This is a genomic window from Bradyrhizobium australafricanum, from assembly GCF_020329495.1.
Taxonomy (GTDB): Bacteria; Pseudomonadota; Alphaproteobacteria; order Rhizobiales; family Xanthobacteraceae; genus Bradyrhizobium; species Bradyrhizobium australafricanum.
Genome location: NZ_JAGKJL010000072.1, coordinates 1 through 22,919 on the forward strand (window position 1 = coordinate 1; position 22,919 = coordinate 22,919).

The following is a 22,919-nucleotide window of genomic DNA, read 5'->3' on the forward strand; positions in this document are numbered from 1 at the left end:
AGACGTTCTCGAACACACGACGGAAGAGATCGCTTTCTCGGAAGCGACCATGTCTATTCTTGGAGAATGTCGAGTGGTCCGGCACTGCACCTTCTAAGCCGAGCCGGCAGAACCACCGGTAGGCCAAATTGAGGTGAACCTCATCGCACAGACGCCGCTCCGACCGGATGCCGAAGCAATAGCCGATCAGGAGCATCCGTATCATCAGCTCGGGATCGATCGAAGGCCGGCCGATCGTGCTGTAGAAGGGCGCCAGGTCCTGCCTAATCTGTTCAAGATCGACGAATCTATCGATCGAACGAAGCAAGTGATCGGAAGGGACGTGCGTCTCGAGCGAGAACTCATAGAACAAAGCGGCCTGTTCGACTTGCCGATGTCCCATCATGATCTTCAGTCCTGCCAATTAAACAGACTGAATCACTGGTACCTCTGAGTCGCAACCGCGGCCTTTTTCAACAAAATCGATCTATTGCCGCCTCCGGGTCGCAACCCGGATGAAAAGCGAGACCTTCCAAAGGATATGAAGCGTCCTTCGCAGCCGTTCGGTATCGCGGCACGCTAAGATAAGATCGGACCTTTGTGCAGGTGGCTGCTGCATAAAGGTCCGGTTTTTCGTTTCTGCCCCGCGAGGGGCCATGGTCTGCTCGTGCGCGACGGATCGAAGCCGCAGGGCGTAGACGCTCGGGGGCTCGGTTCACGGGAGCCCGGTGCGGCGACAGCCGCGCGCCGTCTTGCCCCTCCTCGCTACCGCCATCGGTACCTCCTGCTGTGACATCGGAGCAAACGCGACAGGGATTCGCAGGTTCCGGAACGATTCGAACTGTGCCAATTTGAATTGGCTACAGCGTGGAGTTCTTCAGTGGCGTTTCAGCGTAAAAGGCCGGCTATCGGTGTCGAGGCGCTTTTCCCCGGCTTCATCGAACCGGCCCTGGCCACCTCGAGCGAGAAGGTGCCGTCCGTGCATTCCGCAACACGCGCTGAAGGATTGGCCCTTGAATGAGCCGGACGTCGACCCTGCCCAAGCGCTTACAGCCAATGCTCGCTACGCTCACCGACGGGCCGTTCGACGACTCCGACTGGGTTTTCGAGGATAAGTATGATGGCTTCCGGATGATCGCGGAAATCCGACGGGGCAAGGTTTCGCTCTACAGCCGCAACGGCAAGATCATCAGCCGCAGCTATATCGAGGTCGCCAAAGCGCTGGAGGGCGTGAAGGGCGACGCCGTGATCGACGGCGAGCTCGTCGCGATCGGAAAGGACGGCGTCTCGCATTTCCAGCTGCTTCAGAACGCGCTGCGTCATGAAGCGAAGCTCCTGTATTGCGCCTTCGATCTCATGTTTCAGAACGCAATTGACTTGCGCAAACGGCCTCTTCTCGAGCGCAAGGAGCGGCTGAAAGCGATCCTGCCGAGCCACCGGCTGATCGCCTTCAGCCGTCACCGCAAAGCGAACGGCACGAAATTCTTCGCCGAGGCCGAGCGGAAAGGTCTGGAAGGCGTCATGGCGAAGCGCGCCGACAGCGCCTACGCGTCCGGAAGCCGGACGGCGGATTGGCTGAAGATCAAGACAGCAAAGCGGCAGGAAGTGGTGATCGCGGGATTCACAGCGCCTAAGCGCACCAGGCCGTTCTTCGGCGCCCTGGTCCTCGCCGTGCGGGAAGACGACACATGGCGCTATATCGGTCATGTCGGCACTGGCTTCAGCCACAAGGTCCTGGAAGACCTCCATGCCAAGCTCGTGAAGCTGACGACCCCTAAATCACCCTTCCCTGCCAAAGTGAAGGACGAGGCCGCCACGACCTGGGTCAAACCCTCGTTGGTTGCCGAGGTCAAATTTGCGGAGTGGACGAGCAAGGGCGATCTGCGCCAGCCCGTCTACCTTGGGCTCAGGTCCGACAAGCGGGCGAAGGAGTTCGTGCGCGAGCGAGAACGTCCGCGCAAATAGCGCTTCCCCCGGGGGCGTAACCCGCCAAACGGAAGGATTGACGCACTCGCCTCCTCCGGCCCTCCGCGGTGGCACTCAGTCGCCTTCAAGGTCGTGGATTTGCGGTCGCATGCCGTCAGGCGTGAGTTCGAGCGTCGCAAACGTGATCGGCAGCTTGAAACGGCGAGGTCCCGCGCTGCCGGGATTCAGGTAGAGAATGCCACCGACCGTGTCGATCTTCGGCACGTGGGAATGCCCGGAGACGATGACGTCGATGCCGGCGCTGGGATCGACCTTCAGCGTCTTCAGGTCGTGCAGAACGTAGATCGACTTTTCCGCCAGGCGCACAAGGTTCGTGTCGGGGTAGTCGCGAGCCCACTCGCCACTGTCTACGTTTCCACGAATGGCCGTGACGGGCGCGATTTGGCGGAGCGCGTCGACGATCTCGGGCCGGCCGATGTCGCCTGCATGGATGATGTGATCGACGCCCGCCAGGCCTCGTTCCGCCTCGGGCCTCAACAGGCCGTGCGTGTCCGAAATGATTCCAATCCTGAAGATCATTTCCCGACGCTCTCAACCGCGATTGCCAAAAGACGATCGAGAAACTCTACCTGAGCGGACAGCATCTTGGTCCGCGCTAACTCGATATCAAACCATTCCGCGCGGTCGACTTCAGGAAATCTCTGCCGTCGACCGCTGCGGGGCGGCCATTCGATATCGAAGGTATTGCTGGTCAGCGCTGCCGGATCAAAGCGGCCCTTGCCGGCGAATGCGATGACGCGCTTCCCTCCTCGCTGTCGGACTTCCCCCAGCGCCTTGAGTGGGCCAATCGAAGCGCTTGGGCCGAGTTCTTCGGCAAATTCGCGTCGAGCGACGTTCTCCGAAGCATCATTGGCATCGATTTCGCCCTTAGGAATTGACCAGGCGCCATCGTCCTTGTTGCGCCAGAACGGACCGCCGGGATGAACGAGCAGTACCTCGAGCCCGCGAGCGCCCTTGCGGTATGCGAGAATGCCCGCGCTCGAGGTCGATCTCCTGGAAGTCTTTTTCACCGCAACCATATCGCTCCTACTTTGCAGAGCAATCGAGAGCCGGAGCCGTCGTCCCGCCATACCAGACCGCGCTCGCCGAGCGCCTGCTGAGCCTCGTCCACGGTCCTATGCACCGTTACTTCGGCCTCGCGATCGGCCGCCTTCCTGGCGCCGCGCACCGCCCGCCGGGCCGCCATTAGACTGCCGACGAGATGATCTCGCGTGACCTCGTGGAGATTGGGATTTGCCATCCGCCAGAGCCTGTCGCGGACGACGAAGGAGTGGCTGTCCGGCGTCACCGGATGCCTCACGACACCTAGGCCGACTTCCGCTGCGGCTTGGCCGCCGGCTTCTTCGCCGCGGTCTCCTTCGCCGGCTTCTTGCCTGCGATCGGCATCAGCATTTCCTTCTGCCCGGCCGCTGCCTTGCGCGGCTTTTTTCCTGATTTCTTGGGTGCCTCTGTCGCGGCCGCCCCCTCTCTTCCGATGCTCTTGCGCAGCGCGTCCATCAGGTCCACGACGTTCTCACCTCGGGGACGCGCTTTCGCGGTGATGGGCTTGCCGGCGCGCTTCTGGTTGATCAGATCGATGAGCGCGGTCTCGTACTGGTCTTCGAACTTGTCCGGCTCGAAATGGCCGGCCTTCTGATTGACGATGTGCTTGGCGAGATCGAGCATGTCCTTGGTGACTTTGACATCCTGGATGTCGTCGAAATATTCATCCGCGGGACGGACTTCATAGGGGTAGCGCAGCAGCGTGCCCATCAGCCCTTTGTCGAGCGGCTCCAACGCGATGATGTGCTCGCGATTGGTCAGCACCACACGGCCGATTGCGACCTTGTTCATCTCGCGGATGGTTTCGCGAATGACGGCGAAGGCATCGTGCCCGACTTTGCCGTCAGGACGCAGGTAGTAGGGGCGAATGAGATATCGCGGATCGATCTCGCTGCGGTCGACGAACTCGTCGATCTCGATGGTTCGCGTCGATTCTAGCGCGACGTTCTCGAGCTCTTCCTTGGTCACCTCGATGAAGGTGTCGGTGTCGACCTTGTAGCCCTTGACGATGTCCTCGTTGTCGACCTCCTCGCCGGTGTCGGCGTCGACCTTGGCGTACTTGATCCGATGGCCGGTCTTTCGGTTCAGCTGATTGAACGAGACCTTTTCGGATTCCGAGGTGGCCGGATAGAGCGCGACCGGACAGGTGACGAGGGAAAGACGCAGGAAGCCTTTCCAGTTAGCGCGGGGGGCCATGGGAACTCCGATACAGATACCGGATTCAAGACGAACGGCCCGGCTTGGTTCCGACATCGCGGCCCGTGCCAAAGGAGGATTTTTCTGAGCTGCTGCCAGCTCGGACTCGACATTTGTTCTTGTTATGTTCTAATTCGGACATGACCGACCGACCCGCGAGCTGGCGCATGCCGACCCCGAAGCAGATGGATAAATTGGCCGCCGAAGCCGACCGCAGACGAGCGCCGTCCGCTGCGGCTCCGGATGTCCCCCTCCCGGCCGAATACTGGGACTCGGTCCTCAAAGACCTCCGCGCTGGCACGACCGCAACCGAGATCCGGCAACGACGTCTTTCCGACATTCCGCGCCACGTCCTCCGCGTGACCTGCCGCCGCTGCGAGCGAATAGTCGAAATCCAGACGACCGATGCAGTCCGATTGTATGGCCGCAACGCAGTCTGGAAGGACGTCGCGCAGCGGTTGCTCGACAACACCTGCCAGCAGCGCACCGGCCGGCATGAAGAAGACGGGTGCTGGCCAGCGTTCGAGACGCCGTAGTCGTTCAGGATTTGCCGATCCGATCTCTCTGCGCCCGGATGTCCGGATGGCCCCGAAGTATCATCCTACGCCTCTGTCGGGCGGCGATCGCAAGGCTCTGTAGGCAATGATCCAGCAAGCCGATAGGCTGCTTTGCGAAAGCTGGAACGAGCGGATGTGGAGTGATGGCGAACCGATCGATCCGTCACCGACCATTGATCAGGCTGTGAACGGAGGCTTCCCCTGGCTGGAGATCAGGTGCGCGCGCTGCAAGACGCCGAGTGACGTGGACCTCGCCGCAATGAAGCACCCGCCGACCACCTTCGTGCACGATCTCGCCAGCCGGCTGCGCTGCCGCAAATGCGCCAAGGCGGGCCGGCGTCCATCCGCGACTCTGCTACAGTTGACGTGGCAGCCGCGCCACCCTCGAACCGAATCCTGACCGATGTGCAATCTTTATTCGATCACGACCAACCAAGCCGCGATCAGCGCGCTGTTCCGCGTCGTGAACCGATACGTTGGAAATCTGGCGCCAATGCCGGGGGTTTTTCCCGATTACAAGGCGCCGATCGTGCGCAACGGGGCCGAGGGCCGCGAACTCGCTACGGCGCGATGGGGGATGCCGTCGTCGTCGAAGGCGCTGATGGACGCCACCAAGAAACGAGCCGAAAAGCTGCAGGCCAAAGGCAAGGCAGTGGATTTCAAGGAATTGCTGCGGATGGAACCAGACGGCGGTACGACAAACATCCGCAACGTGAAGAGCAAGCACTGGACGCGATGGCTGGGGACCGAAAATCGCTGCGTAGTGCCATTCAACTCGTTCAGCGAATTCAACAAGACCGAGGGCGGCGATATTTGGTTTGCGCTCGACGAGACCCGCCCCCTCGCCTGCTTCGCCGGCATCTGGACCAACTGGACGTCCGTCCGGAAGGTCAAGGAAGGCGAGACCACCAACGACCTATACGCGTTCCTCACGACAGAGCCGAACGCCGAGGTCGGTGCCATCCACTCGAAGGCAATGCCGGTTATCCTGACGACGCCGGACGAGGTCGAGGCATGGATGACGGCACCTCCGGACGAGGCCCTGAAGCTGCAGCGGCCGCTTCCGGACCAGACGCTCCGGATCGTTGCCCGCGGTATCAAGGAAGACCCGCCCGGGCCGGCGGCGTGACGGGCAAGTGCCGCCCATCAGCGGCAAGATCATCCATGTTGACTTGGTCGCCTTATGCTGCAGCGCTGCGCAGGTTACAATTCTTTCAGCAGCAACCTACGAATCCGAGATTGGCTCATGAGCACGTTGCAGCAGACGATCGCCGACAAGTTCCTCGCGAATTTGGCCGACTATCTAGTCCTGGTCAGTTGCCGCTTGATCTTTTGATAGGTAGCCGGATCGACATACGCGTTGACGACGTCCAGTACTTCCTGAAGAATTTCCTCTCTCAAACGCGCCTTGAGCGCCGTCAGCTTGTCGTCCTCGTCGAGGAAACGTCCCACCAGCATCCGCGCTTGCGTCTCGACGGATTCGACCGATTTGGCGGCGTCCTTGAGCAACACCGACTATTGACGATTTGGGTGGCCTTCGTCGACGGCCGTCGCGTCGAGATCGTCGACGATCTTCAGCGCGGACGCCGCACGCCGCCTCGGTCTCTTCGCCAAGTTCATCAGTTCGACGACCTGATCGTAAGACGACCTGGAGCTCTGGGCGAGGGTGTTGCCGCGCTTCACCAGATCGCCGATATCGCCGACGACTGCTTCGACGTCGAGTTGCCCCCCGTTGCGAGGCCGCATAGGCATCGGAAGCCAGGGGTGCACAGACCGTCGTTATCAATTCCGACTGGATTTCCAGCCAGGCGCCGGTCTCCTCGAAGCCGTCTCGCCGGGCGTTGGGAATCACGCTCTCGGGATCGATGTAAAATTTCGCCGACGTAGTAGGTACTGAACCTTCCGTAGGTTGGGCACAATCCTGAGCTGGACCGTAAGGCCGTATGCTCGTTGAGAACCAGGATATTCATCGGCAAGAGCGTCGCCATCAACAGACTGACGGCCTGCCGCTGTCTACCCGAAAGCAGGCTGATCGGCATCGACATGCGGTCCTGGAGACCAAGCCTGATCCGCACGAGCTTGTCCGCGAAGTGCCTACGCTGCCTGCCGCACGACCACCCGTCCCGGCGGCATAACCACCACTTCGTCCGCTATGCACGGACGCCATGCACGCTTCGCGGCTCCGGCTGCGCATCCACTCCAGCGCTGAGTTGCTTGTGATCACTCATGCTCGATTACGATCTTGCCGACATGTGATCGGCTTTCGAAGGCCCGGAAAGCATCCATGGCCTTAGAATACGGGAAAGAGCGACTAATTACCGGCCGGAGTTGCTGCGCGGCGATAGCTCGATTCATCGCATCAAAGCCATCGCGGCTGCCGACCGTGATCCGTCGGACGGTCGACACACTCTGGCTGAGCGCCGACGGATCGAAGTCCTCGACTTTGGTCAACCTGCCGATCAGCGCGATCTGCCCGCCGACCGCGCTAGCTTTCAGGGAACGCGTCAGGGTTCCTAAGCCGCCTACCTCAACTATATGATCTGCCCCTAATCCCCCTGTTCGCTTCCGCACGGCAAACTCCCAATCAGGCGTGTCCTTATAGTTGATGACGTCGTCTGCCCCGAGTTCTTTCAGGCGCTCGGCCTTATCGGCGCTCGAGGTCGTCGCAATGACCCGGGCACCGAACAGCTTGGCGAATTGCAGAGCGAACAAGGATACGCCCCCTGAGCCCTGGATGAGAACAGTATCGCCGGCTATCACGGGGACCGGCCCAGTCAGTGCGGACCAGGCGGTCAAGGCCGCGCAGGGAAGCGTTGCAGCTTCGGCGAAAGAGAGATGAGCCGGGAGGTGAACGATCTCCTCCTCGCTGATGACGGCGTGACTGCATAGCAATCCATCGACATCGCTGCCGCGCTGTTCCGAAATGTACCCCGGCCTGACCCGGCCGCCGATCCACCGCGGGAAGAACGTCGCTGCTATTCGATCTCCGATCTTGGCCCGTGTGACTCGATCTCCAACAGCGACAATATCGCCAGTTCCGTCGCTGAGCGGAATTAGACCCGGCCGCACGTTGAATGTATCGCCACGCAGGATAAGCAGATCGCGGTAGTTGAGAGAATTTGCCCGGATGCGGACAAGTACCTCGCGCGCACCAGGTGTTATAGAGGCCCGTTTCTTCAGAAATAGGCTATTTGGGTTACCAGGTTGCTCGATGGAAAACGCCTGCATGTTGGATCCTCTGAACTGGGCGTATCAATCGCCAACAGCGGCCGTTACCTGAATTTCAATCAAAAGCCCGGGCAATACCAGATCTGCCTTGACCGTAGCGCGCGCTGGCCGCCCATGCACGCCAAGCCAATGGCGCCAGAGTTCATTGAATCCGGCAAAATGACCGAGGTCCGCTAGCCACACAGTCGCCGTCAGCAATCGCGATCGATCCGTCCCGGCCTTCTCCAGAAGTGCGTCGATCCGCCCGAATACTTCTGCGGCTTGTGTCGGGAAATCCTCGCCGCGAGAATCGAAGGCCACCTGGCCGGACAAATATGCCGTGCCATTCGAGACGGTCACCTGGGACAAGAGATCGCCCGAGTCGATGTGCTTGATCATATGTTTCTTCCTTCCAGTTAATAGAACGAACGGTTGAGCTATGTAAGCCTCGACACGTCTCTTCCGCTGAATGTGTAGGAAAACGGTCGGTTTGGAGCGGGAGGCGCGAATCCGTTAGGGCGAAAGGGCCGCTATGTGTGAGCTTTCAGGAGGCTGTCCGTTCGGACCGGGCCCGGAAGGAAGCCTGCAGATACAGCCGGAGCCCCGAGTTTGTTCTCTTGCGACGATTGTCTGTCGGTTCGTTTTCGTTTCATCAGGTTTCCAGCTTCCCACACAAGAACACATCACTAGACGATCAAGTCAGCATCATCTGGTCGCTGTCGACGACCCTTCCGGTTGCCTTGCCGAAGAGCTGAAGCAGTGCTGGAATGTCGAGCTTTCGCCGCTCCTCGCCGCTTACATCGAGCGCGACAACGCCACGATCCATCAGGATGGTGCGTGTGCCCAGGGCCAGAGCGTCTCCCATCGAGTGGGTCACCATCAGCACGGTCAGTCCGTCGGCGTCGGCGATCTCCGCTGAGAGCGAAAGGACTTTCGCCGCCGCGGCAGGATCGAGTGCGGCCGTATGCTCGTCCAGAACCAGAATCTTCATCGGCAAGAGCGTCGCCATCAACAGACTGACGGCCTGCCGCTGTCCACCCGAAAGCAGGCCGATCGGCGTCGACATGCGGTCCTCCAGACCGAGTCCGAGCCGCGCGAGCTTGTTCGCGAATTGCCTACGCTGCCGGCCGCCCGAGAGGGCGGTCGAAAAGCCCCGACGACGCCCGCGTTTTGCGGCAAGGGCCAAGTTTTCCTCGATGCTGAGCGATCCACACGTTCCGAGCCGCGGCTCCTGGAAGACGCGTCCGACATCCGCGGCGCGCTTCGAGGCCGGCCAATCCGTTATGTCCTGGGCGCCGAGCTTGATGGTCCCCCGACTCGGACGCACGGCGCCGACAATCGCGGACAGGAGAGTCGACTTGCCCGCGCCGTTCGAGCCAATAACCGTGACGAATTCGCCAGGCGAGATGTCGAGATTGACACCGCGAAGCGCCCGCACTTCTGTCGGAGTTCCCACGTTGAACGTGACGTGCAGATCATTCAGACGCAGCATTGACCCTGCCTCCTGCACGACGTGCGAGAAGGCGGGCCATTCCGCCCTTCGCAATACCCAGGCCACGGCCTTGCGACAGGATCACCGCCGCTGCGACCACGATTGCCGTCACCAGATTGAGATCCTGCGCCTGGATGAAGCCCAGGCTCAGCGTTGCCGCGATAAAAAGCCGATAGACGAGCGCCCCGACCAGGCAGCCGAGCGTCCCGAAGAAAGGAGCCCGCCGCCTAAGCAGCGCCTCGCCTATAATCAGAGCCGCAAGTCCTGTGACGATCGTGCCGACGCCCATGGAAACGTCGGCCACGCCCTGCGTCTGGGCGAACAACGCGCCAGCTAGCGCGACGAGCGCGTTGCTGATGGCCATTCCGAGATAGATCATCGCGGCATTGTTGACGCCCTGAGCCTCCGCCATTGCCGGGTTCTCACCGCTAGCCCGCAGAGCAAGGCCGATCTCGGTCTTGAGGAACCAGTCGATCAGCAGCTTTGCGGCAATGGCGAAGAGGGCGAGAGCGATCACATTTCGCCACAGGCCGAAGTCGCCCAGTTCGCCGAAACGATCGAACACCGTCGCTCGCCCGTAGATCGGCAGGTTCGGCCGCCCCATGATGCGCAGATTGATGGAGAAGAGCGCCACCATCGACAAAATGCCCGCCAGCAGATTCATGATGCGGAATTGCACGCTGAGCAAGGCGGTGATCAGCCCGGCGGCTGCGCCGCTCATAGCGGCCAGCGCAGTCGCCAAGAACGGATCGACGCCATTCACGATCGCAGTCGCGCCGACCGCGGCTCCGAGCGGGAAGCTGCCGTCCACCGTGAGGTCCGGAAAAGCGAGCACACGAAACGAGATGTAGACGCCCAGGGCCACCAGCGAGAACAGAAATCCCGTTTCGAGGGCGCCGGCGAACGCGAAAAGACTCATCTCACTCGATCACTTTTTTCGCGCCAGCGCGGATTTCGGCGGGGACATCGACACCCATCGCCTTTGCTGACGACGCGTTGAGATAAAGGTCCTGGCTCCCCGGCACCTGCGCCGGGATTTCGCCGGGATTCATTCCCTTGAGCACCTTGCCCGCCATCTGTGCGGTCAGTTTGCCCAACTCGTAGTAGTTGAAGCCCAACGCCGCGAGAGCGCCCCGCTCGACCGAACCCGTGTCGCAGGCGAAGACGGGCAGTCGCGCCGTCTTGCCTACAGTCACCACGCTCTCGACAACCGACACGACGGTGCTGTCGGTAGGCAACAGAATCGCATCGGTCCTGCCGACGAGACTGCGCGCAGCGTCTCCGACCAGGGCCGACTGGGCGGCAGGGCTCTCGACGATCTCCAATTGAGAAGCCTTGGCCGCTACTTTCAAAGATTCAACCTGCGAGACGGAATTGGCCTCGCCCGGGTTGAAGATCACGCCGATCTTCCTGGCGCCCGGCGCCAGCTTCCTGATCAGCTCGAGGATCGGCGGATACGGCTGCTGGTCGCTGGTCCCGGTTACGTTGCCGCCCGGCTTGGCCATCGACGGGACGAGGCCAGCGCCGACAGGATCGGTCACCGCTGCGAAGATCAACGGCTTGCCTTTCAGAGAATTTTTCAGGGCCTGCGCGGAGGGGGTCGATATGGCGATCGAGATATCGAGGTCGAGACCGGAAAACTCGTTTGCGATCTGGGCCTGGGTCGCCATGTTTCCCTGGGCGCTTCGGATTACAATCTTGGCCGTCTTGCCATCTTCATAGCCAGCCGATTTGAGGCCATCGATGATGCCTTCACGCACGGCATCGATGGCGGGGTGCTCCACGATATAAGTGAGGCCGATGAGAGGCAGGTCCTTGGCGGTCGCGGACGATGCGAACCAAGCGAGGCAGGCAGCGGTAAGAAATCCCTTCAATATGCGCATGTCACGTGCCTTTTCTTAGGTATGAGACAGGAGTTGGCGACGCCCCGGCGTCAGGTCGAGGCGCGAGCGGAACCGGCGCCGGCTGACGGATCATGCCTGGATGAAAATCCTCGATCCTGGCCACGCCCATCAGCGCCTGGGCGACGTCCAGTTCGGCTTTCAGGAGGCCAAGGGCATGGAAGACCGTTTCCTCGCCGCCGACTGCAAGCGCATAGAGCGTCGCCCGACCGACCTGAACGGCGTCAGCTCCGAGCGCGAGCGCGCGAGCAATGTCGGAGCCTGTGCGGAAACCGCTATCGATCAAGAGCGTAAGCCGGCCGCCGGCCGCCGCCACGAAGTCGGGCAGGACGTCGATCGAGGCGACGGCGCCATCGAGCTGACGACCGCCATGGTTGGAGATCACCAGACCATCAACCCCGACTGACAAGGCCTTGCTGACATGCGACGGGTCGAGCAATCCCTTGACGATCAGTGGCTTCTTCCAGCGATCGCGCAGTCTTGCGATATCGTCCCAGCTTATCGAGGCATCGAACTGGCTCTGCATCAGCGCGGCGATGGTGTCGGTCTTTTCCAGCCCGAGTCCTTCCCCCATCACCTTGAGCTGCGGCGCCCCTGCCCGCGCCATCCTCATGCTCCAGCCGGGATGGACGAGGAGGCCCGCCAGCTTTGCCGGCGTCCATCGGAACGGCAGCGAGAATCCGTTACGCTCATCGCGCAGCCTCTTGCCGGCGACCGCGTTGTCGACCGTAACCTCGATGGCTTCGAAGCCGAGTGCTTCCGCCTTGTCAACGATGCGCGCGCTAAAGGCGCGATCCTTGAAGATGTAGAGCTGCATCCATTTGCTACCGTCGCCCGCCGAAGCGACGTCGTCCTGCGTGCAAGTGCCTGCGGTGCTCATGACGAAGGGAATGCCGGCCCGGCCAGCGGCGCGAGCTAAAGCTATGTCCCCGTCCGGCCAAGCCGCTGCTGCCAGGCCCGTCGGGCCGATGATGAGCGGCATTGCGTAGGACTTGCCGAAGAGCTTGACCTCCTGGCTGCGACGGCCGACATCGATCGGCGCCGAGCCGAGCAGTCGCTTCGCATCCAGTGCGGCGCGGTTGCCTGCAAGCGTGTTTTCGCCGTCAGCGCCGCCATCGCAGAAGTCGAATATCATCCTCGGCAGCGCCCGCCGCGCGAGCTCGCGGTATTCGGCGATTGAATGGGCATTGGCTTGGAATTTCATCACCGGCCCTCCGAAATTGCGCTGATAGTTTCGGGCGTTGGACGACAGCGGCTGCGCAGTGCGATAAGAACCACCAAGCTCAGCGTCGCGGCCGCGCCGGCGTAATAGCTTGGTGCGAGTTTGCTGCCGGTCGTTGCGATCACCATGTGATGATGAACGGAGCGAAGCCGCCGAACACCGTTACCGCGAAACTATAGGAGAGCGACAATCCGCTGGTCCCGGTGCCCGCCGGGAAGAATTCCGACAGTGACGCCGGCAGCGGCGCGAGGCGCCAATGTCGGCCGCGAAGATGTGCTCGCGGATTGCTGACAGCGTTGGCGTGGCTCTTCACCGAAACCTTCGCCATCGCGCGCTTGAGGTCTCGAGTATTGATTCCGTGCCGGTGAGCGTAGGCGTTGGCGAGCTGCGAGAAGTTGCAGGTTCCGATGCTTGTGATCCCGCGCATGTTCTGACTCACGGCACCAGCTTGGAAGTGTCGATTTCGGACAATTGGCGCCGGAGTTCATCTTCCTGGAAGCCAGGATGGCGCTCAGGCACCATCACCGTCATGGGATGCACCGAGACGCGGTATGGTTCGGCTACGAGGAAGCGATCGACCTCCTCGCGCGTCCTGTACTCGAGCGCGAATCCGCTGCCTATCTGGTTCGTCATGGCAACAAGGAGGCCCTGCGCCCCATTGAGCAGGACCTCATCCGACGTCGCAGTATAGCGATCGTCCAAGGCGAGTTGTCGTATCTCCATCATAGATGGTCCTCCCCAACTCTTGTCTTCTTCGGATTATTATTCATAGTACGACCGTTCTGTCAATTAAATGGACGATCCCCTCCAACAGGCCGCCGCCTGAAAGATTTTCATGAGTAGCGACCGGCGTCGGCTGGCAAACGCGGATCAGCTGCGGCTGATAGTCGGATTCCGTATAGGACAAATGGTCCGGAACGCGCACGACCTCCTCTTCATCGAGGACTGCGTGATCTCGCAGCAAGCCATCTACATCCCGGCCCCGCTGCTCGCCGAGATACTCCGGCTTGATACGCCCGCCGATCCAGCGCCTGAAGAACGTGCCCGCAACGCGGTCGCCAATCTTTGCCCGCGTGACGTCTTTGCCCACCGCCAAGACGTCACCTGCGCCGTCACAAACAGGCACCAATCCAGGTCGTGTCCCGCTCGCGGCATTGAAGCTCCCGCCTTGGCCGCTCACAATCAATAGATCGCGATAATTCAGGGAATTCGCGCGGCTGCGAACGAGAACGTCCTTTGGCCCGAGGGGCGGCACGGAAGTCTCTTTGAGAATGAGGCCGTCGAGATGTCCGAATTGGTCGAGATAAAATGCCCGCACAATAATCCCTCAATGATGATTCACGTCAGTTCCGCGAAGAGATCTGTAACGTCGCAGGGGCAGCCGCCTTCAGCCCCGCTGCTCGTGCGTTCGCAAATTGCGTGCGATCCATTCTCTGGCCGATACGAGGAGCTGCTCGAGAAATTGCGGATCCGGGTGGGGGACGAAACGCTCAAACGACTCGATCGTGACGCTTTCGAAAAGACCTGCCCGGGTGTAGGGCTCGTTCGCCAGGAAGGCATCGACCGCTTTGCGCGTCTCGTGGCGCAGCACCAGAAACATGCCTTCCACCACGGACCCGTCGGCCGACATCAAGGCGCCCCCCTGATCGAGCCAGCGCCGGTTCTCGATCATGTAGGCGACATGGACATCGCGGATGGCGAGACGCTCGTCTGCTCCACCTGGCCGATACAAGCAACGGACGATCGTCAGCATGGGAGCCTCACGCAACATCTTTGATGCCGCGAGGCGTCGGATTCGCGATCGTCTCGAACTCCCGGAGCAATCGCTGCTCTTCCCGTTTCGCGGCGGCCACATTGGCACGCTTGACGTGACCGAATCCTCTCATTTGCTCGGGCAGCTTTGCGAGTTGCACCGCCTTGTCCAGCGTCGCTGGTGACAAGCCGATCGAGAGGCGGTCGATCAGCGCCTTGTAGTCATCGATCAGACGCCGCTCCAGGCGTCGCTCTTCGGTATGGCCGAACGGGTCGAACCCGGTTCCGCGCAGGACTCTTAGGCGCGCGAGAACGGCAAAGACGCGCATCATCCAGGATCCGAACGCGATCTTCTGCGGCGTCGTGCTTCCGGCGCGCGGTCTTGCCAGGAACGGAGGCGCGAGATGAAGGCGAAGCGTGAAATCGCCCTCGAAACGCTGCTTCAGATCGGCCATGAATTCCGGTCTGGCGTAGAGGCGGGCGACCTCATACTCGTCCTTGTAGGCCATGAGCTTGAACAGCGCGTTCGCCACGGTCTTCGTCAGGACGAAGGTGTTGGCGGAGCCGAGCTTGAGCCGCTCAGTGGCTGCACATTGGCCGACGAATGTCCGATAGGACGCCGCGTAGCGCGAGTTCTGATAACGCACGAGCTCTTCGGTGCGCCGGTCGGCCAGTGCCTGCCATTCCTCCGGCTCTAGCAAGACCGTAGGCTGCCCGCCCCGCGCGGGAAGTCCCTGCGCGGCGACCACACGACCACAAGCGAATGCACGCTTGTTCGCCTCCACTGCGACGCCGTTGAGCGTGATCGCCTGGATCATGGCAGCTGCGCTGACTGGAATCAGCCCCTGCTGCCAGGCGTGCCCGATCAGAATCATGTTGGCGCCCGTCGTCTCGCCGAACTGCTCCTGGGCGAGCTGCTGCACATCGAAGCCCGTGATCATCTCCGTCCCGGCGGCGTGGCGCACTTTGGCGAGCAGATCGTGGTGTCGTGGATCCGCGTCCGGATCGCGAGCGAACTCCGCAGTCGAGCCGAGATGGGTGTTGACGAGAACGCGGGTCACGTCCTTGCGCACCGTTCCGAGACTGTCTGGCAGGCAGCCGACGATGAGATCGCCCATTACCACACCGTCAGCCTCGCCCCAGTCGATCCGGGGCTGGTTGATCGTTCGGCCGTCCCGCGCAAGGCGCAAATGGCACATCACCGAGCCGCCCTTCTGCGCCAGCGCGGTGAAGTCAAGCTCGGCAACCTCCAGACCGTCGAGGTGCGCGGCCATCGCGATAATGGCGCCGACGGTGATGATGCCGCTCCCCCCGACGCCTGCCACAAGAAGGTTGTGCGGGCGTCCGTCAGGCAGCGCCAGCAACGGCTGCGGAAGGGAGTTGGCGCGCGCAATCCAGTCCTGACCCGAGGCCGGCTGCTTGTGCAACCGTCCGCCGAGGACGGAGACGAAGCTCGGGCAAAAGCCCTCGACGCAGGAGAAGTCCTTGTTGCACGAGGTTTGATCGATCGCGCGCTTGCGGCCGAGATCGGTCTCCAGCGGCACGATCGAGAGGCAGTTGGAAGCCTTGCCGCAATCGCCGCAGCCCTCGCACACCGCGCTGTTGATGAACATCCGCCGCGCGGGATCGGAATAGGTTCCTTTCTTCCTGCGCCGGCGTTTCTCCGCCGCACAGGTCTGATCATAGATCAGCACCGTGACGCCCTTGATCCCGCGCAGCTCGCGCTGGATCGGATCAAGGTCGAGCCGGTCATGGACCGTGACGCCCTGATCGAGAGCCGTCCCCGCATAGCGCGCGGTGTCGTCGGTGACGATCACCACCTTCCTCGCCCCCTCGCTCGCCATCTGCCGAGCGACCTGCGGCACCGTGAGCTGGCCGTCGACCGGCTGGCCCCCGGTCATCGCCACCGCATCGTTGAACAGGATCTTGTAGGTGATGTTGTGGCCCGCGGCGATCGATTGCCGGATCGCGAGATGACCGGAATGGAAATAAGTGCCTTCGCCCATGTTCTGGAAGACGTGGGGCGTCGTGGTGAAGGCAGCCTGCCCCGCCCAATCCACGCCTTCCGCCCCCATCTGGGTCAGCCCGGAGGTCTCCCGGTCCATCCAGCTCGCCATGTAGTGGCAACCGACACCGGCCAGCGCCGTGCTGCCCTCAGGAACCTTGGTGGATGAATTGTGCGGGCAACCCGAGCAGAAATAGGGTAGACGGCGCATCCCGTCGGCCGCGTTACTCAACGGGGACGGCCGTACGAACAGGCTGAGCCTGTCGCCAAACCCGAGATCTGGCCGCACGTCCGAAAGCCAGGCCGACAAGGGCGCGGCAAGCGACGACGGGCGGTGCTGACCAAGCGCCGACACGAGGGGCGATCCATCGAGGCCACCGCGACCGGAAATGCTCGGCCTGCGATCCGCAGGCCAATTGAAGATCGCATCCTTGATCTGCCCTTCGACGAGGTTTGTTTTCTCCTCCACCACCAGGATGTGCTTCAGCCCGCGCGAGAACTGCTCGAAGCCCGCGCGATCGAGCGGGAATATCAGGCCTGGTCGCCAGACCCGCACACCTTTCTGCGCCAGGACATGCGGCGGCAGGCCGATGCGCTCGAAGACCTCGAGAACATCTGTCGCGTTCTTGCCCACGGCGACAATGCCGATATCTGCTTGCGGAGCATCAATCAGCATACGGTCCAGCGAGTTCATCTGCGCGAACGCGGCGATCGCTTCAAGCCGGCGTGCCATGCGCAACTCGATCGCAGGCGTCAGAAAATCACGGGTGCTATATCCGAGGCCGCCTTCCGGAAAGCGGTCTCGCGATGGTGCCGTGAAGCGCGGCAGCACAGGGGCGGTGAAGCTGCGGCTGCTTTCCACAGTCTCGGAGATCGCCTTGAACGCAACCCATGCGCCGGAGAAGCGCGACGCCGCCCAGGCCCAGAGCCCGAATTCTACATACTCCTCGACGCCAGCCGGATGAAGGATCGGAATCCCCCACCCCATCAACGACATGTCGCTGGCGTTCGGGATCGAAGAGGATGTCGCGGCATGATCGTCGCCGACCACAAGGACGACGCCGCCTTTACCCGACGCACCGGTGGCATGCCCGTGCCGGATCGCGTCACCGGCCCGATCGACGCCGGGCCCCTTGCCATACCAGAGGGCGAAAACCCCATCGACCGTCCGGTTCGGGTCCTGCCCAACCCGCTGCGTGCCGGAGACGGCCGTTGCGGCGAGATCCTCGTTGATGCCCGGCAGAAATCGGATGTCGTGATCCGCTAACGCCGATTTTGCCCGCCACAACTCGGTGTCCACGCCCGCAAGCGGTGAGCCGCGATAGCCACTGACGAAGCCCGCGGAGCGGATGCCGTCGCGGCGATCAGCAAGGCGCTGCATCACCAGCAGCCGGACCAGCGCCTGCGTGCCCGAGGTGAAGACGCGGCCCTCGGCCTTCGTAATCGCATCATGGAGGCGGTAGTCGAGATCGACGCTGGTTGCAGTTTCACGAAGGGTCATGGGAATGCTCTTCTTCGAGTTTCTGTGCTCAGGACATGGGGCGAACCACGTCACGCGTAAGGTTGATAATCGTCGACGCGCAGGATCTTGCCGGGATTCATGACGTTGCGCGGATCGAGCGCCCGCTTGAGCGCCGCGAGCGTCATCATCCCTGCGCCGCGCTCTGCGACCAGGTAATCCATCTTGCCGGTGCCGATGCCATGCTCGCCCGTGCAGGTGCCCCCGACCGCATGGGCACGCGCGATCATACGAGCGTTCAGCTCGGCGATCCGCCGCTTCTCGCCCTCGTCTTCGGGATCGACCAGAACGCACAGATGAAAGTTTCCGTCGCCGACATGCCCGCACAGTGGGGCGATCAGATTGAGCTCCACGACGTCCTGTCGGGTCTGCGCAATGACGCCCGGAAGCTCGGAAATCGGGACGCAGGCATCAGTCGGTATCCCCTGCGATCCGGGGCGGAGCGCCAGCGCCGCCCACCACACATCGTGGCGGGCCTGCCAGAGTTTTGTCCGGTCTTCGGGGGCGGTCGCCCACCGGAACGCGCTGCCGCCGAACTCCGCCGTAATCGCAGACATCAGGCTGACCTGTTCATCGACGGCCTGGTGGGTGCCGTGGAATTCCAGGAACAGCGTGGGCTGAACGGCGAGGTCGAGCTTTGAATAGTGGTTGCAAGCCTCGACCTGCAACGCATCGAGCAGCTCTGCGCGTGCCAGCGGAATCGCGCTCTGGATCGCGGTGACGACGGCGGACACCGCCGCCTCCACCGTCGGGAACGTACAGACCGCCGCACCAATCCGCTCAGGGATTGGGGCGAGCCGCAACGTGACTTCGGTGACGACACCGAGCGTGCCCTCGGCACCGACGAACAGCCGGGTCAGGTCGTAACCGGCGGACGATTTTCGTGCGCGGGTCCCGGTATCGATCAGCTGGCCACTGGCGAGCACAACGCGCAGCGACGTCACGAGCTCGCGCATGGTGCCGTAGCGCACCGCGTTGGTGCCGGACGCACGTGTCGATGCCATCCCGCCGATCGAGGCGTCGGCGCCCGGATCGATCGGAAAGAACAGGCCGGTGTCCCGCAGGGCTGCGTTCAGCGCCTTGCGCGTTACACCCGCCTCCACGGTGCAATCGAGATCGGAAGGCGACACTCGCAGGATGCGATCCATCCCCGACAGATCGATGGTTAGCCCACCCTGCTCGGCGCTGATCTGTCCCTCCGTGGAGGTGCCGGTGCCGAATGGAACCACCGGACACCGATAGTGATGACAGATCGTAACAGCGTCGACGACATCCTGCGTCGAGGCTGCGAACAACACCGCATCAGGCGCGATCGTCATGTGCGATGTGACTCCGCTGGCGTGGTGGCGGCGGACCGAGGCCGCCGTCGACAGCTTGTCGCCGAACCGCTCGCTCAACTGTGCGATGGCCTCTGGTGTGGCGCGTGTCATCCTGCCCTGCCGATCTGTCGCTCATGCGGCTTCGAAGAAAATGCCGTCGACATTCCGAGATAGGCTTCGATGACACGGCGATCCGCAGCGATATCGGCCGCCCTGCCTTCCAGCTGGACCGCCCCGCCTTCAAGGACATAGGCGCGATCCGACAGCTTGAGCGCTGAGCGCGCGTTCTGCTCGATCAAGAGGATCGAAACACCCTCGTTCTTCAGCTGCGCAATGATGCGGAACATTTCCGCGACGATCAGGGGCGCAAGCCCGAGACTTGGCTCATCGAGCATCAGGAAGCGCGGTCTCAGCATCAGCGCGCGCCCCAACGCCAGCATCTGGCGCTCTCCCCCGCTCAGCGTGTTGGCGAGTTGATCCCGCCGCTCGGCGAGACGCGGGAAGAGACGAAATATGTCGGCGATGCGCGCGCGCATATCGAAGCGCGGTTCCGCCCTCGCTGCGTATGCGCCGAGCCTGAGATTGTCGAGCACGGTCATCGGCCCGAACAGGTCGCGCGTCTCCGGCACCAGCGAGATCCGCGCGCGCACCCGCGCCTCGATCGATCGCGATGCCTCCGGCCATTGCGGAAACAGGAGCCGGCCCGCGAACGGGACGAGACCCATCACTGCATTGACAAGGGACGTCTTGCCGGCGCCGTTCGGACCGATCACAGCGGTAACCTCACCGGCCTTCGCTTCAAGCGATACGTCGTTCACCGCTGTCAGGCGGCCATAGCGAACCGTGAAGCGTTCGAGTTGCAGCAGGGCTGTCATGCCGCAACCCCCAGATACGCTTCCTGGACGCCTGCGTCGGCGCGGACCTCTTCAGGCTGCCCGAATGCAATCCGGCGCCCGAAGTTCATCACCATCAGACGGTCGGCCAGGCGGAAGACGAACTCCATGTCATGTTCGACGAGGATGATGGCGAGACCTTCGGCCCGGAGCCGTAGCATCAGATCGGCCAGCAGGGTCTTTTCGTTGGCGCGCAAGCCGGCCGCGGGCTCATCGAGCAGCAGCAGCACCGGATCGGCGGCGAGCGCGCGCGCGATCTCCAATATGCGCCGATGACCAAGCGACAGCGTCCCGGCAGAATCCCAGGCCTTGTCGCCAAGCCCGACGCGATCGAGCAGATGCTGCGACCAGCCCAGCAACCGGCGCTCCTCGGTGGCATCGAGCCCGCAGGACGCCGCCAGAACACCGCATCTGCCGAGATGCGTGGCGCCGATGGCAACGTTCTCGATCAGGCTCATTTCGGATACCAGCGCCGCGTGCTGAAACGTCCGCGACAGACCGCGCGCGCACATGTCACGTGCGCTCACGCGCACCAGCGGCGTGCCCAGGAAGCTCAGCTCGCCCCCGCTCCGCGGCAGGCCACCACTGATCAGGTTGAACAGGGTGCTCTTGCCCGCGCCGTTCGGCCCGAGAACGCCAAGGATTTCGCCACTTCGAACATCGAAGCTGACATCGTCGACCGCCATGAGGCCGCCGAACGTCCGCCGCAAGCCGGTCGCCGACAGGACCGGAAGTCCGTGGTCCGGCTTGGCCCGGCGGTTCGACAGGATGAGGGGCGCGACCGGCGCAGGAGGCGCCATATAGGGGGTGATCACCTGCTGCAGGAATGGCCATAGGCCCTTGCGCGCCCGGTGCAGCACGACAATCATCAGCGCGGCGAAAGCCAACAGTTCAAATCGCGTGGTGACCCCGAAGATGGGCCTGAGCGCGTCCTGCAGCTCGTGCTTGATGACCGTCACCAGCCCGGCGCCGACCAGCGCGCCCCAAACCTGTCCGCTCCCGCCGATCACCGTCATGAAGAGATAATCGATGCTCGCATTGAGGCCGAACGGCGTCGGGTTGAGGAAGCGCTGGACATGCGCGTAAAGCCAGCCCGAGAGCGCGGCGATGACGGCTGCGGCGACGAACGCCATGAGCCGATGGCGTTGTGCGCTCGCGCCAAAGGTCTCCGCGATCACCGCCCCCGTGCGAAGGGATCGCAGCACTCGCCCACAGCGGGATGCGAGCAATCGCCGGCACCACACAACGACCAGCACGAGGGCGACCAGCGCAAGGCCGAAGGTCTGTCGCTCACTACGCAGCTCGATACCGCCGACTGCGGCTGGGGGTATCCCTGTCATGCCGTTGAATCGGCCGAGCGCATCGGAATTTCCGATGAGGAAATAGAAACTGATGCCGAAGCAAAGCGTTGCCAGCGCAAGATAGTGACCGCTCATCCGCACGGTGATTGCACCAATCAGGGTGGCAACAGCAGCCGCACCGAACAGCGCGCCGGCAAGGCCAAGCCACGGCGAGAGCCCCAATTGCGCCGACAGATAGGCCGACGCATAGGCGCCAAGACCGACAAAAGCCGCCTGGCCGAACGAAACCATCCCCGCGACCCCGGTCATCAACACGAGTCCGGAGCACGCGATCGACGCGATCATCACATAGGTGATGACCGACACCTGATAGGTCGTCAGCCCAAGCGGGGCGAGGGCCGCGATCGCAAGGGCAATCAAGGGCGCAAGGGCCAACAGGCGGCCGATCATTCGAACCCATCCTCCACATGAGGATTGATCACCGATCGCCAGAACAGGATCGGGATGATCAGCATGAAGACGATGATGTCCCGATAGGCGCTCGCCCAGAATGAGGCGAAGGCTTCCACTGTTCCCACCAGCAGGGCGCCCGCAGCCGCGAGGGGATAGATCGCAAGTCCACCGACGATCGCGCCGACGAATCCCTTCAGACCGAGAATGAAGCCGGAATCGTAGTAGAGCGTCGTCATTGGGCCCACCAGAAGACCCGACACCGCTCCGACGAAGCCGGCAACGATGAAGGCCGTACGTCCGACCGAGACCGCACTGATGCCGACGATCTCAGCGCCGCGTCGATTGTACGCGGCCGCCAGAAGCGCGCGCCCGCGGAGCGAGCGGTGGAAGAAGACGTATAGCACAAGCACGAGCACCACGCTGCTGCCGATCACTCCCACCACCTGTTGCGAGACGATCTGGCCGGCCACCGAGAACGGCGGCCCAGAGAATCCTTGTGTTCGCACGCCCTCGGCTCCGAATACGTGCAGGCCGATGCTGTTCAATCCCAGATGGGTTGCGATCGCGGCGATCAGGAGCACCAAGGGCGATGCGGACGCGATCGGCTGGAACACGATCCGGTAGATTACCGGACAGATGCAGGTGATCAGTGCACAGGTGACGGCCATCTTCCAGATGAGCGACGCATCCTTCGGAACCAGTAGCGCAGCCGCCATCGCGACGGCGATCGGTACGACGCCGAACTGCACGATCGATCGCGCGATGCGGATGCGGTCGCGCCGCGCGCCGGGGTCCAGCAGCTCGAGCGCCAGTGCGAGCGCGGCACCGAACAGCAGGATCCACACCGTGCCCGGCATGATGCCCGCGTCGAAGGCCGACAAGGTCAGCGCCGAGAAGGCGACCAGATCGCCCTGCGGCACGAAGATCACGCGCGTCACCGTGAACACGAGGACCAGCACGGTCGCTAGCAGGATGTAGATCGCACCATTGGCGATTCCGTCCTGCAGCAGAATGGCTGCAACATCCGCGGTCATCACCGGTCCCCCTCGCCACCGAGCTTGCGCTCGCGCACCATCATCGTGTGAAGGTATCGAC

The 22,919-nt window shown here is 62.5% G+C and carries 25 protein-coding genes; 4 read left to right on the forward strand and 21 right to left on the reverse strand.

What is annotated here, in order from left to right; genetic code table 11:
• Positions 1 to 385, reverse strand: a 385-nt coding sequence (locus tag J6525_RS38810; RefSeq protein ID WP_225648594.1) for a transposase, incomplete at its 3' end; no start/stop codon positions are given.
• A gap of 611 nt (positions 386 to 996) precedes the next feature.
• Between J6525_RS38810 and ligD the strand changes: the two genes are divergently transcribed.
• Positions 997 to 1,944, forward strand: coding sequence for a non-homologous end-joining DNA ligase (gene ligD / locus J6525_RS38815; protein WP_225648596.1), 948 nt, complete (start codon positions 997 to 999; stop codon positions 1,942 to 1,944).
• A gap of 75 nt (positions 1,945 to 2,019) precedes the next feature.
• On the opposite strand, the gene J6525_RS38820 is transcribed toward ligD, so the two are convergent.
• From J6525_RS38820 to ku, 3 genes are all read right to left on the reverse strand, one after another.
• Positions 2,020 to 2,484: a metallophosphoesterase family protein gene (locus J6525_RS38820; protein ID WP_225648598.1), complete on the reverse strand. Its 465-nt coding sequence runs from the start codon at positions 2,482 to 2,484 to the stop codon at positions 2,020 to 2,022.
• Positions 2,481 to 2,984: an NUDIX hydrolase gene (locus J6525_RS38825; protein WP_225648599.1), complete on the reverse strand. Its 504-nt coding sequence runs from the start codon at positions 2,982 to 2,984 to the stop codon at positions 2,481 to 2,483. The genes J6525_RS38820 and J6525_RS38825 overlap by 4 nt, the downstream gene beginning before the upstream one ends.
• Before the next feature lie 286 nt (positions 2,985 to 3,270).
• Positions 3,271 to 4,203, reverse strand: coding sequence for a non-homologous end joining protein Ku (gene ku, locus J6525_RS38830; protein WP_225648600.1), 933 nt, complete (start codon positions 4,201 to 4,203; stop codon positions 3,271 to 3,273).
• Positions 4,204 to 4,343: 140 nt separating this feature from the next.
• Between ku and J6525_RS38835 the strand changes: the two genes are divergently transcribed.
• The 3 genes from J6525_RS38835 to J6525_RS38845 all read left to right on the forward strand — a co-directional run bounded on the left by J6525_RS38835 (position 4,344) and on the right by J6525_RS38845 (position 5,889).
• On the forward strand, positions 4,344 to 4,739 hold the full coding sequence (locus J6525_RS38835) for a hypothetical protein (protein ID WP_225648601.1): 396 nt from the start codon (positions 4,344 to 4,346) through the stop codon (positions 4,737 to 4,739).
• A 106-nt stretch (positions 4,740 to 4,845) separates the two neighbouring features.
• Positions 4,846 to 5,160, forward strand: coding sequence for a hypothetical protein (locus J6525_RS38840; RefSeq protein WP_225648602.1), 315 nt, complete (start codon positions 4,846 to 4,848; stop codon positions 5,158 to 5,160).
• A gap of 3 nt (positions 5,161 to 5,163) precedes the next feature.
• Complete coding sequence (locus J6525_RS38845) at positions 5,164 to 5,889, forward strand: SOS response-associated peptidase (protein ID WP_225648604.1); 726 nt, start codon at positions 5,164 to 5,166, stop codon at positions 5,887 to 5,889.
• Positions 5,890 to 6,059: 170 nt separating this feature from the next.
• On the opposite strand, the gene J6525_RS38850 is transcribed toward J6525_RS38845, so the two are convergent.
• From J6525_RS38850 to J6525_RS38930, 17 genes are all read right to left on the reverse strand, one after another.
• Entirely contained in the window at positions 6,060 to 6,272 is a 213-nt protein-coding gene (locus J6525_RS38850) for a hypothetical protein (protein WP_225648605.1), read from the reverse strand.
• 3 nt (positions 6,273 to 6,275) lie between these two features.
• Entirely contained in the window at positions 6,276 to 6,506 is a 231-nt protein-coding gene (locus tag J6525_RS38855; RefSeq protein ID WP_225648606.1) for a hypothetical protein, read from the reverse strand.
• Between the two features lie 474 nt (positions 6,507 to 6,980).
• Positions 6,981 to 7,988 (reverse strand): zinc-dependent alcohol dehydrogenase family protein, encoded by a 1,008-nt coding sequence (locus J6525_RS38860; protein ID WP_141340659.1) that lies wholly within the window; start codon positions 7,986 to 7,988, stop codon positions 6,981 to 6,983.
• A 24-nt stretch (positions 7,989 to 8,012) separates the two neighbouring features.
• Positions 8,013 to 8,366, reverse strand: coding sequence for a RidA family protein (locus tag J6525_RS38865; RefSeq protein ID WP_092089117.1), 354 nt, complete (start codon positions 8,364 to 8,366; stop codon positions 8,013 to 8,015).
• 295 nt (positions 8,367 to 8,661) lie between these two features.
• A complete protein-coding gene (locus J6525_RS38870; protein ID WP_225648607.1) occupies positions 8,662 to 9,459 on the reverse strand; it encodes an ABC transporter ATP-binding protein in 798 nt (265 codons plus the stop codon).
• Positions 9,443 to 10,378 (reverse strand): ABC transporter permease, encoded by a 936-nt coding sequence (locus J6525_RS38875; protein WP_092089121.1) that lies wholly within the window; start codon positions 10,376 to 10,378, stop codon positions 9,443 to 9,445. The genes J6525_RS38870 and J6525_RS38875 overlap by 17 nt, the downstream gene beginning before the upstream one ends.
• Before the next feature lies 1 nt (position 10,379).
• Positions 10,380 to 11,342: an ABC transporter substrate-binding protein gene (locus tag J6525_RS38880; protein WP_225648608.1), complete on the reverse strand. Its 963-nt coding sequence runs from the start codon at positions 11,340 to 11,342 to the stop codon at positions 10,380 to 10,382.
• Between the two features lies 1 nt (position 11,343).
• Positions 11,344 to 12,564 carry an alpha-hydroxy acid oxidase gene (locus J6525_RS38885; RefSeq protein WP_092089124.1) on the reverse strand — a complete coding sequence of 407 codons (1,221 nt, stop codon included), beginning with the start codon at positions 12,562 to 12,564 and terminating at the stop codon, positions 11,344 to 11,346.
• A 139-nt stretch (positions 12,565 to 12,703) separates the two neighbouring features.
• A complete protein-coding gene (locus J6525_RS38890; RefSeq protein ID WP_092089126.1) occupies positions 12,704 to 13,009 on the reverse strand; it encodes a hypothetical protein in 306 nt (101 codons plus the stop codon).
• A gap of 8 nt (positions 13,010 to 13,017) precedes the next feature.
• On the reverse strand, positions 13,018 to 13,284 hold the full coding sequence (locus tag J6525_RS38895; RefSeq protein WP_143029741.1) for a YciI family protein: 267 nt from the start codon (positions 13,282 to 13,284) through the stop codon (positions 13,018 to 13,020).
• A gap of 64 nt (positions 13,285 to 13,348) precedes the next feature.
• A complete protein-coding gene (locus tag J6525_RS38900; RefSeq protein ID WP_176937173.1) occupies positions 13,349 to 13,900 on the reverse strand; it encodes an alcohol dehydrogenase catalytic domain-containing protein in 552 nt (183 codons plus the stop codon).
• 69 nt (positions 13,901 to 13,969) lie between these two features.
• Complete coding sequence (locus J6525_RS38905; RefSeq protein WP_176937174.1) at positions 13,970 to 14,335, reverse strand: YciI family protein; 366 nt, start codon at positions 14,333 to 14,335, stop codon at positions 13,970 to 13,972.
• A 7-nt stretch (positions 14,336 to 14,342) separates the two neighbouring features.
• Positions 14,343 to 17,840: an indolepyruvate ferredoxin oxidoreductase family protein gene (locus J6525_RS38910; protein WP_092089134.1), complete on the reverse strand. Its 3,498-nt coding sequence runs from the start codon at positions 17,838 to 17,840 to the stop codon at positions 14,343 to 14,345.
• Positions 17,841 to 17,890: 50 nt separating this feature from the next.
• Complete coding sequence (locus J6525_RS38915) at positions 17,891 to 19,288, reverse strand: FAD-binding oxidoreductase (protein WP_225648609.1); 1,398 nt, start codon at positions 19,286 to 19,288, stop codon at positions 17,891 to 17,893.
• Entirely contained in the window at positions 19,285 to 20,052 is a 768-nt protein-coding gene (locus tag J6525_RS38920; protein WP_225648610.1) for an ABC transporter ATP-binding protein, read from the reverse strand. Before J6525_RS38920 ends, J6525_RS38915 begins: the two co-directional genes overlap by 4 nt.
• A complete protein-coding gene (locus J6525_RS38925) occupies positions 20,049 to 21,821 on the reverse strand; it encodes a branched-chain amino acid ABC transporter ATP-binding protein/permease (RefSeq protein WP_225648611.1) in 1,773 nt (590 codons plus the stop codon). The genes J6525_RS38920 and J6525_RS38925 overlap by 4 nt, the downstream gene beginning before the upstream one ends.
• A complete protein-coding gene (locus J6525_RS38930; protein WP_143029742.1) occupies positions 21,818 to 22,858 on the reverse strand; it encodes a branched-chain amino acid ABC transporter permease in 1,041 nt (346 codons plus the stop codon). The genes J6525_RS38925 and J6525_RS38930 overlap by 4 nt, the downstream gene beginning before the upstream one ends.
• Positions 22,859 to 22,919: the final 61 nt, after the last annotated feature.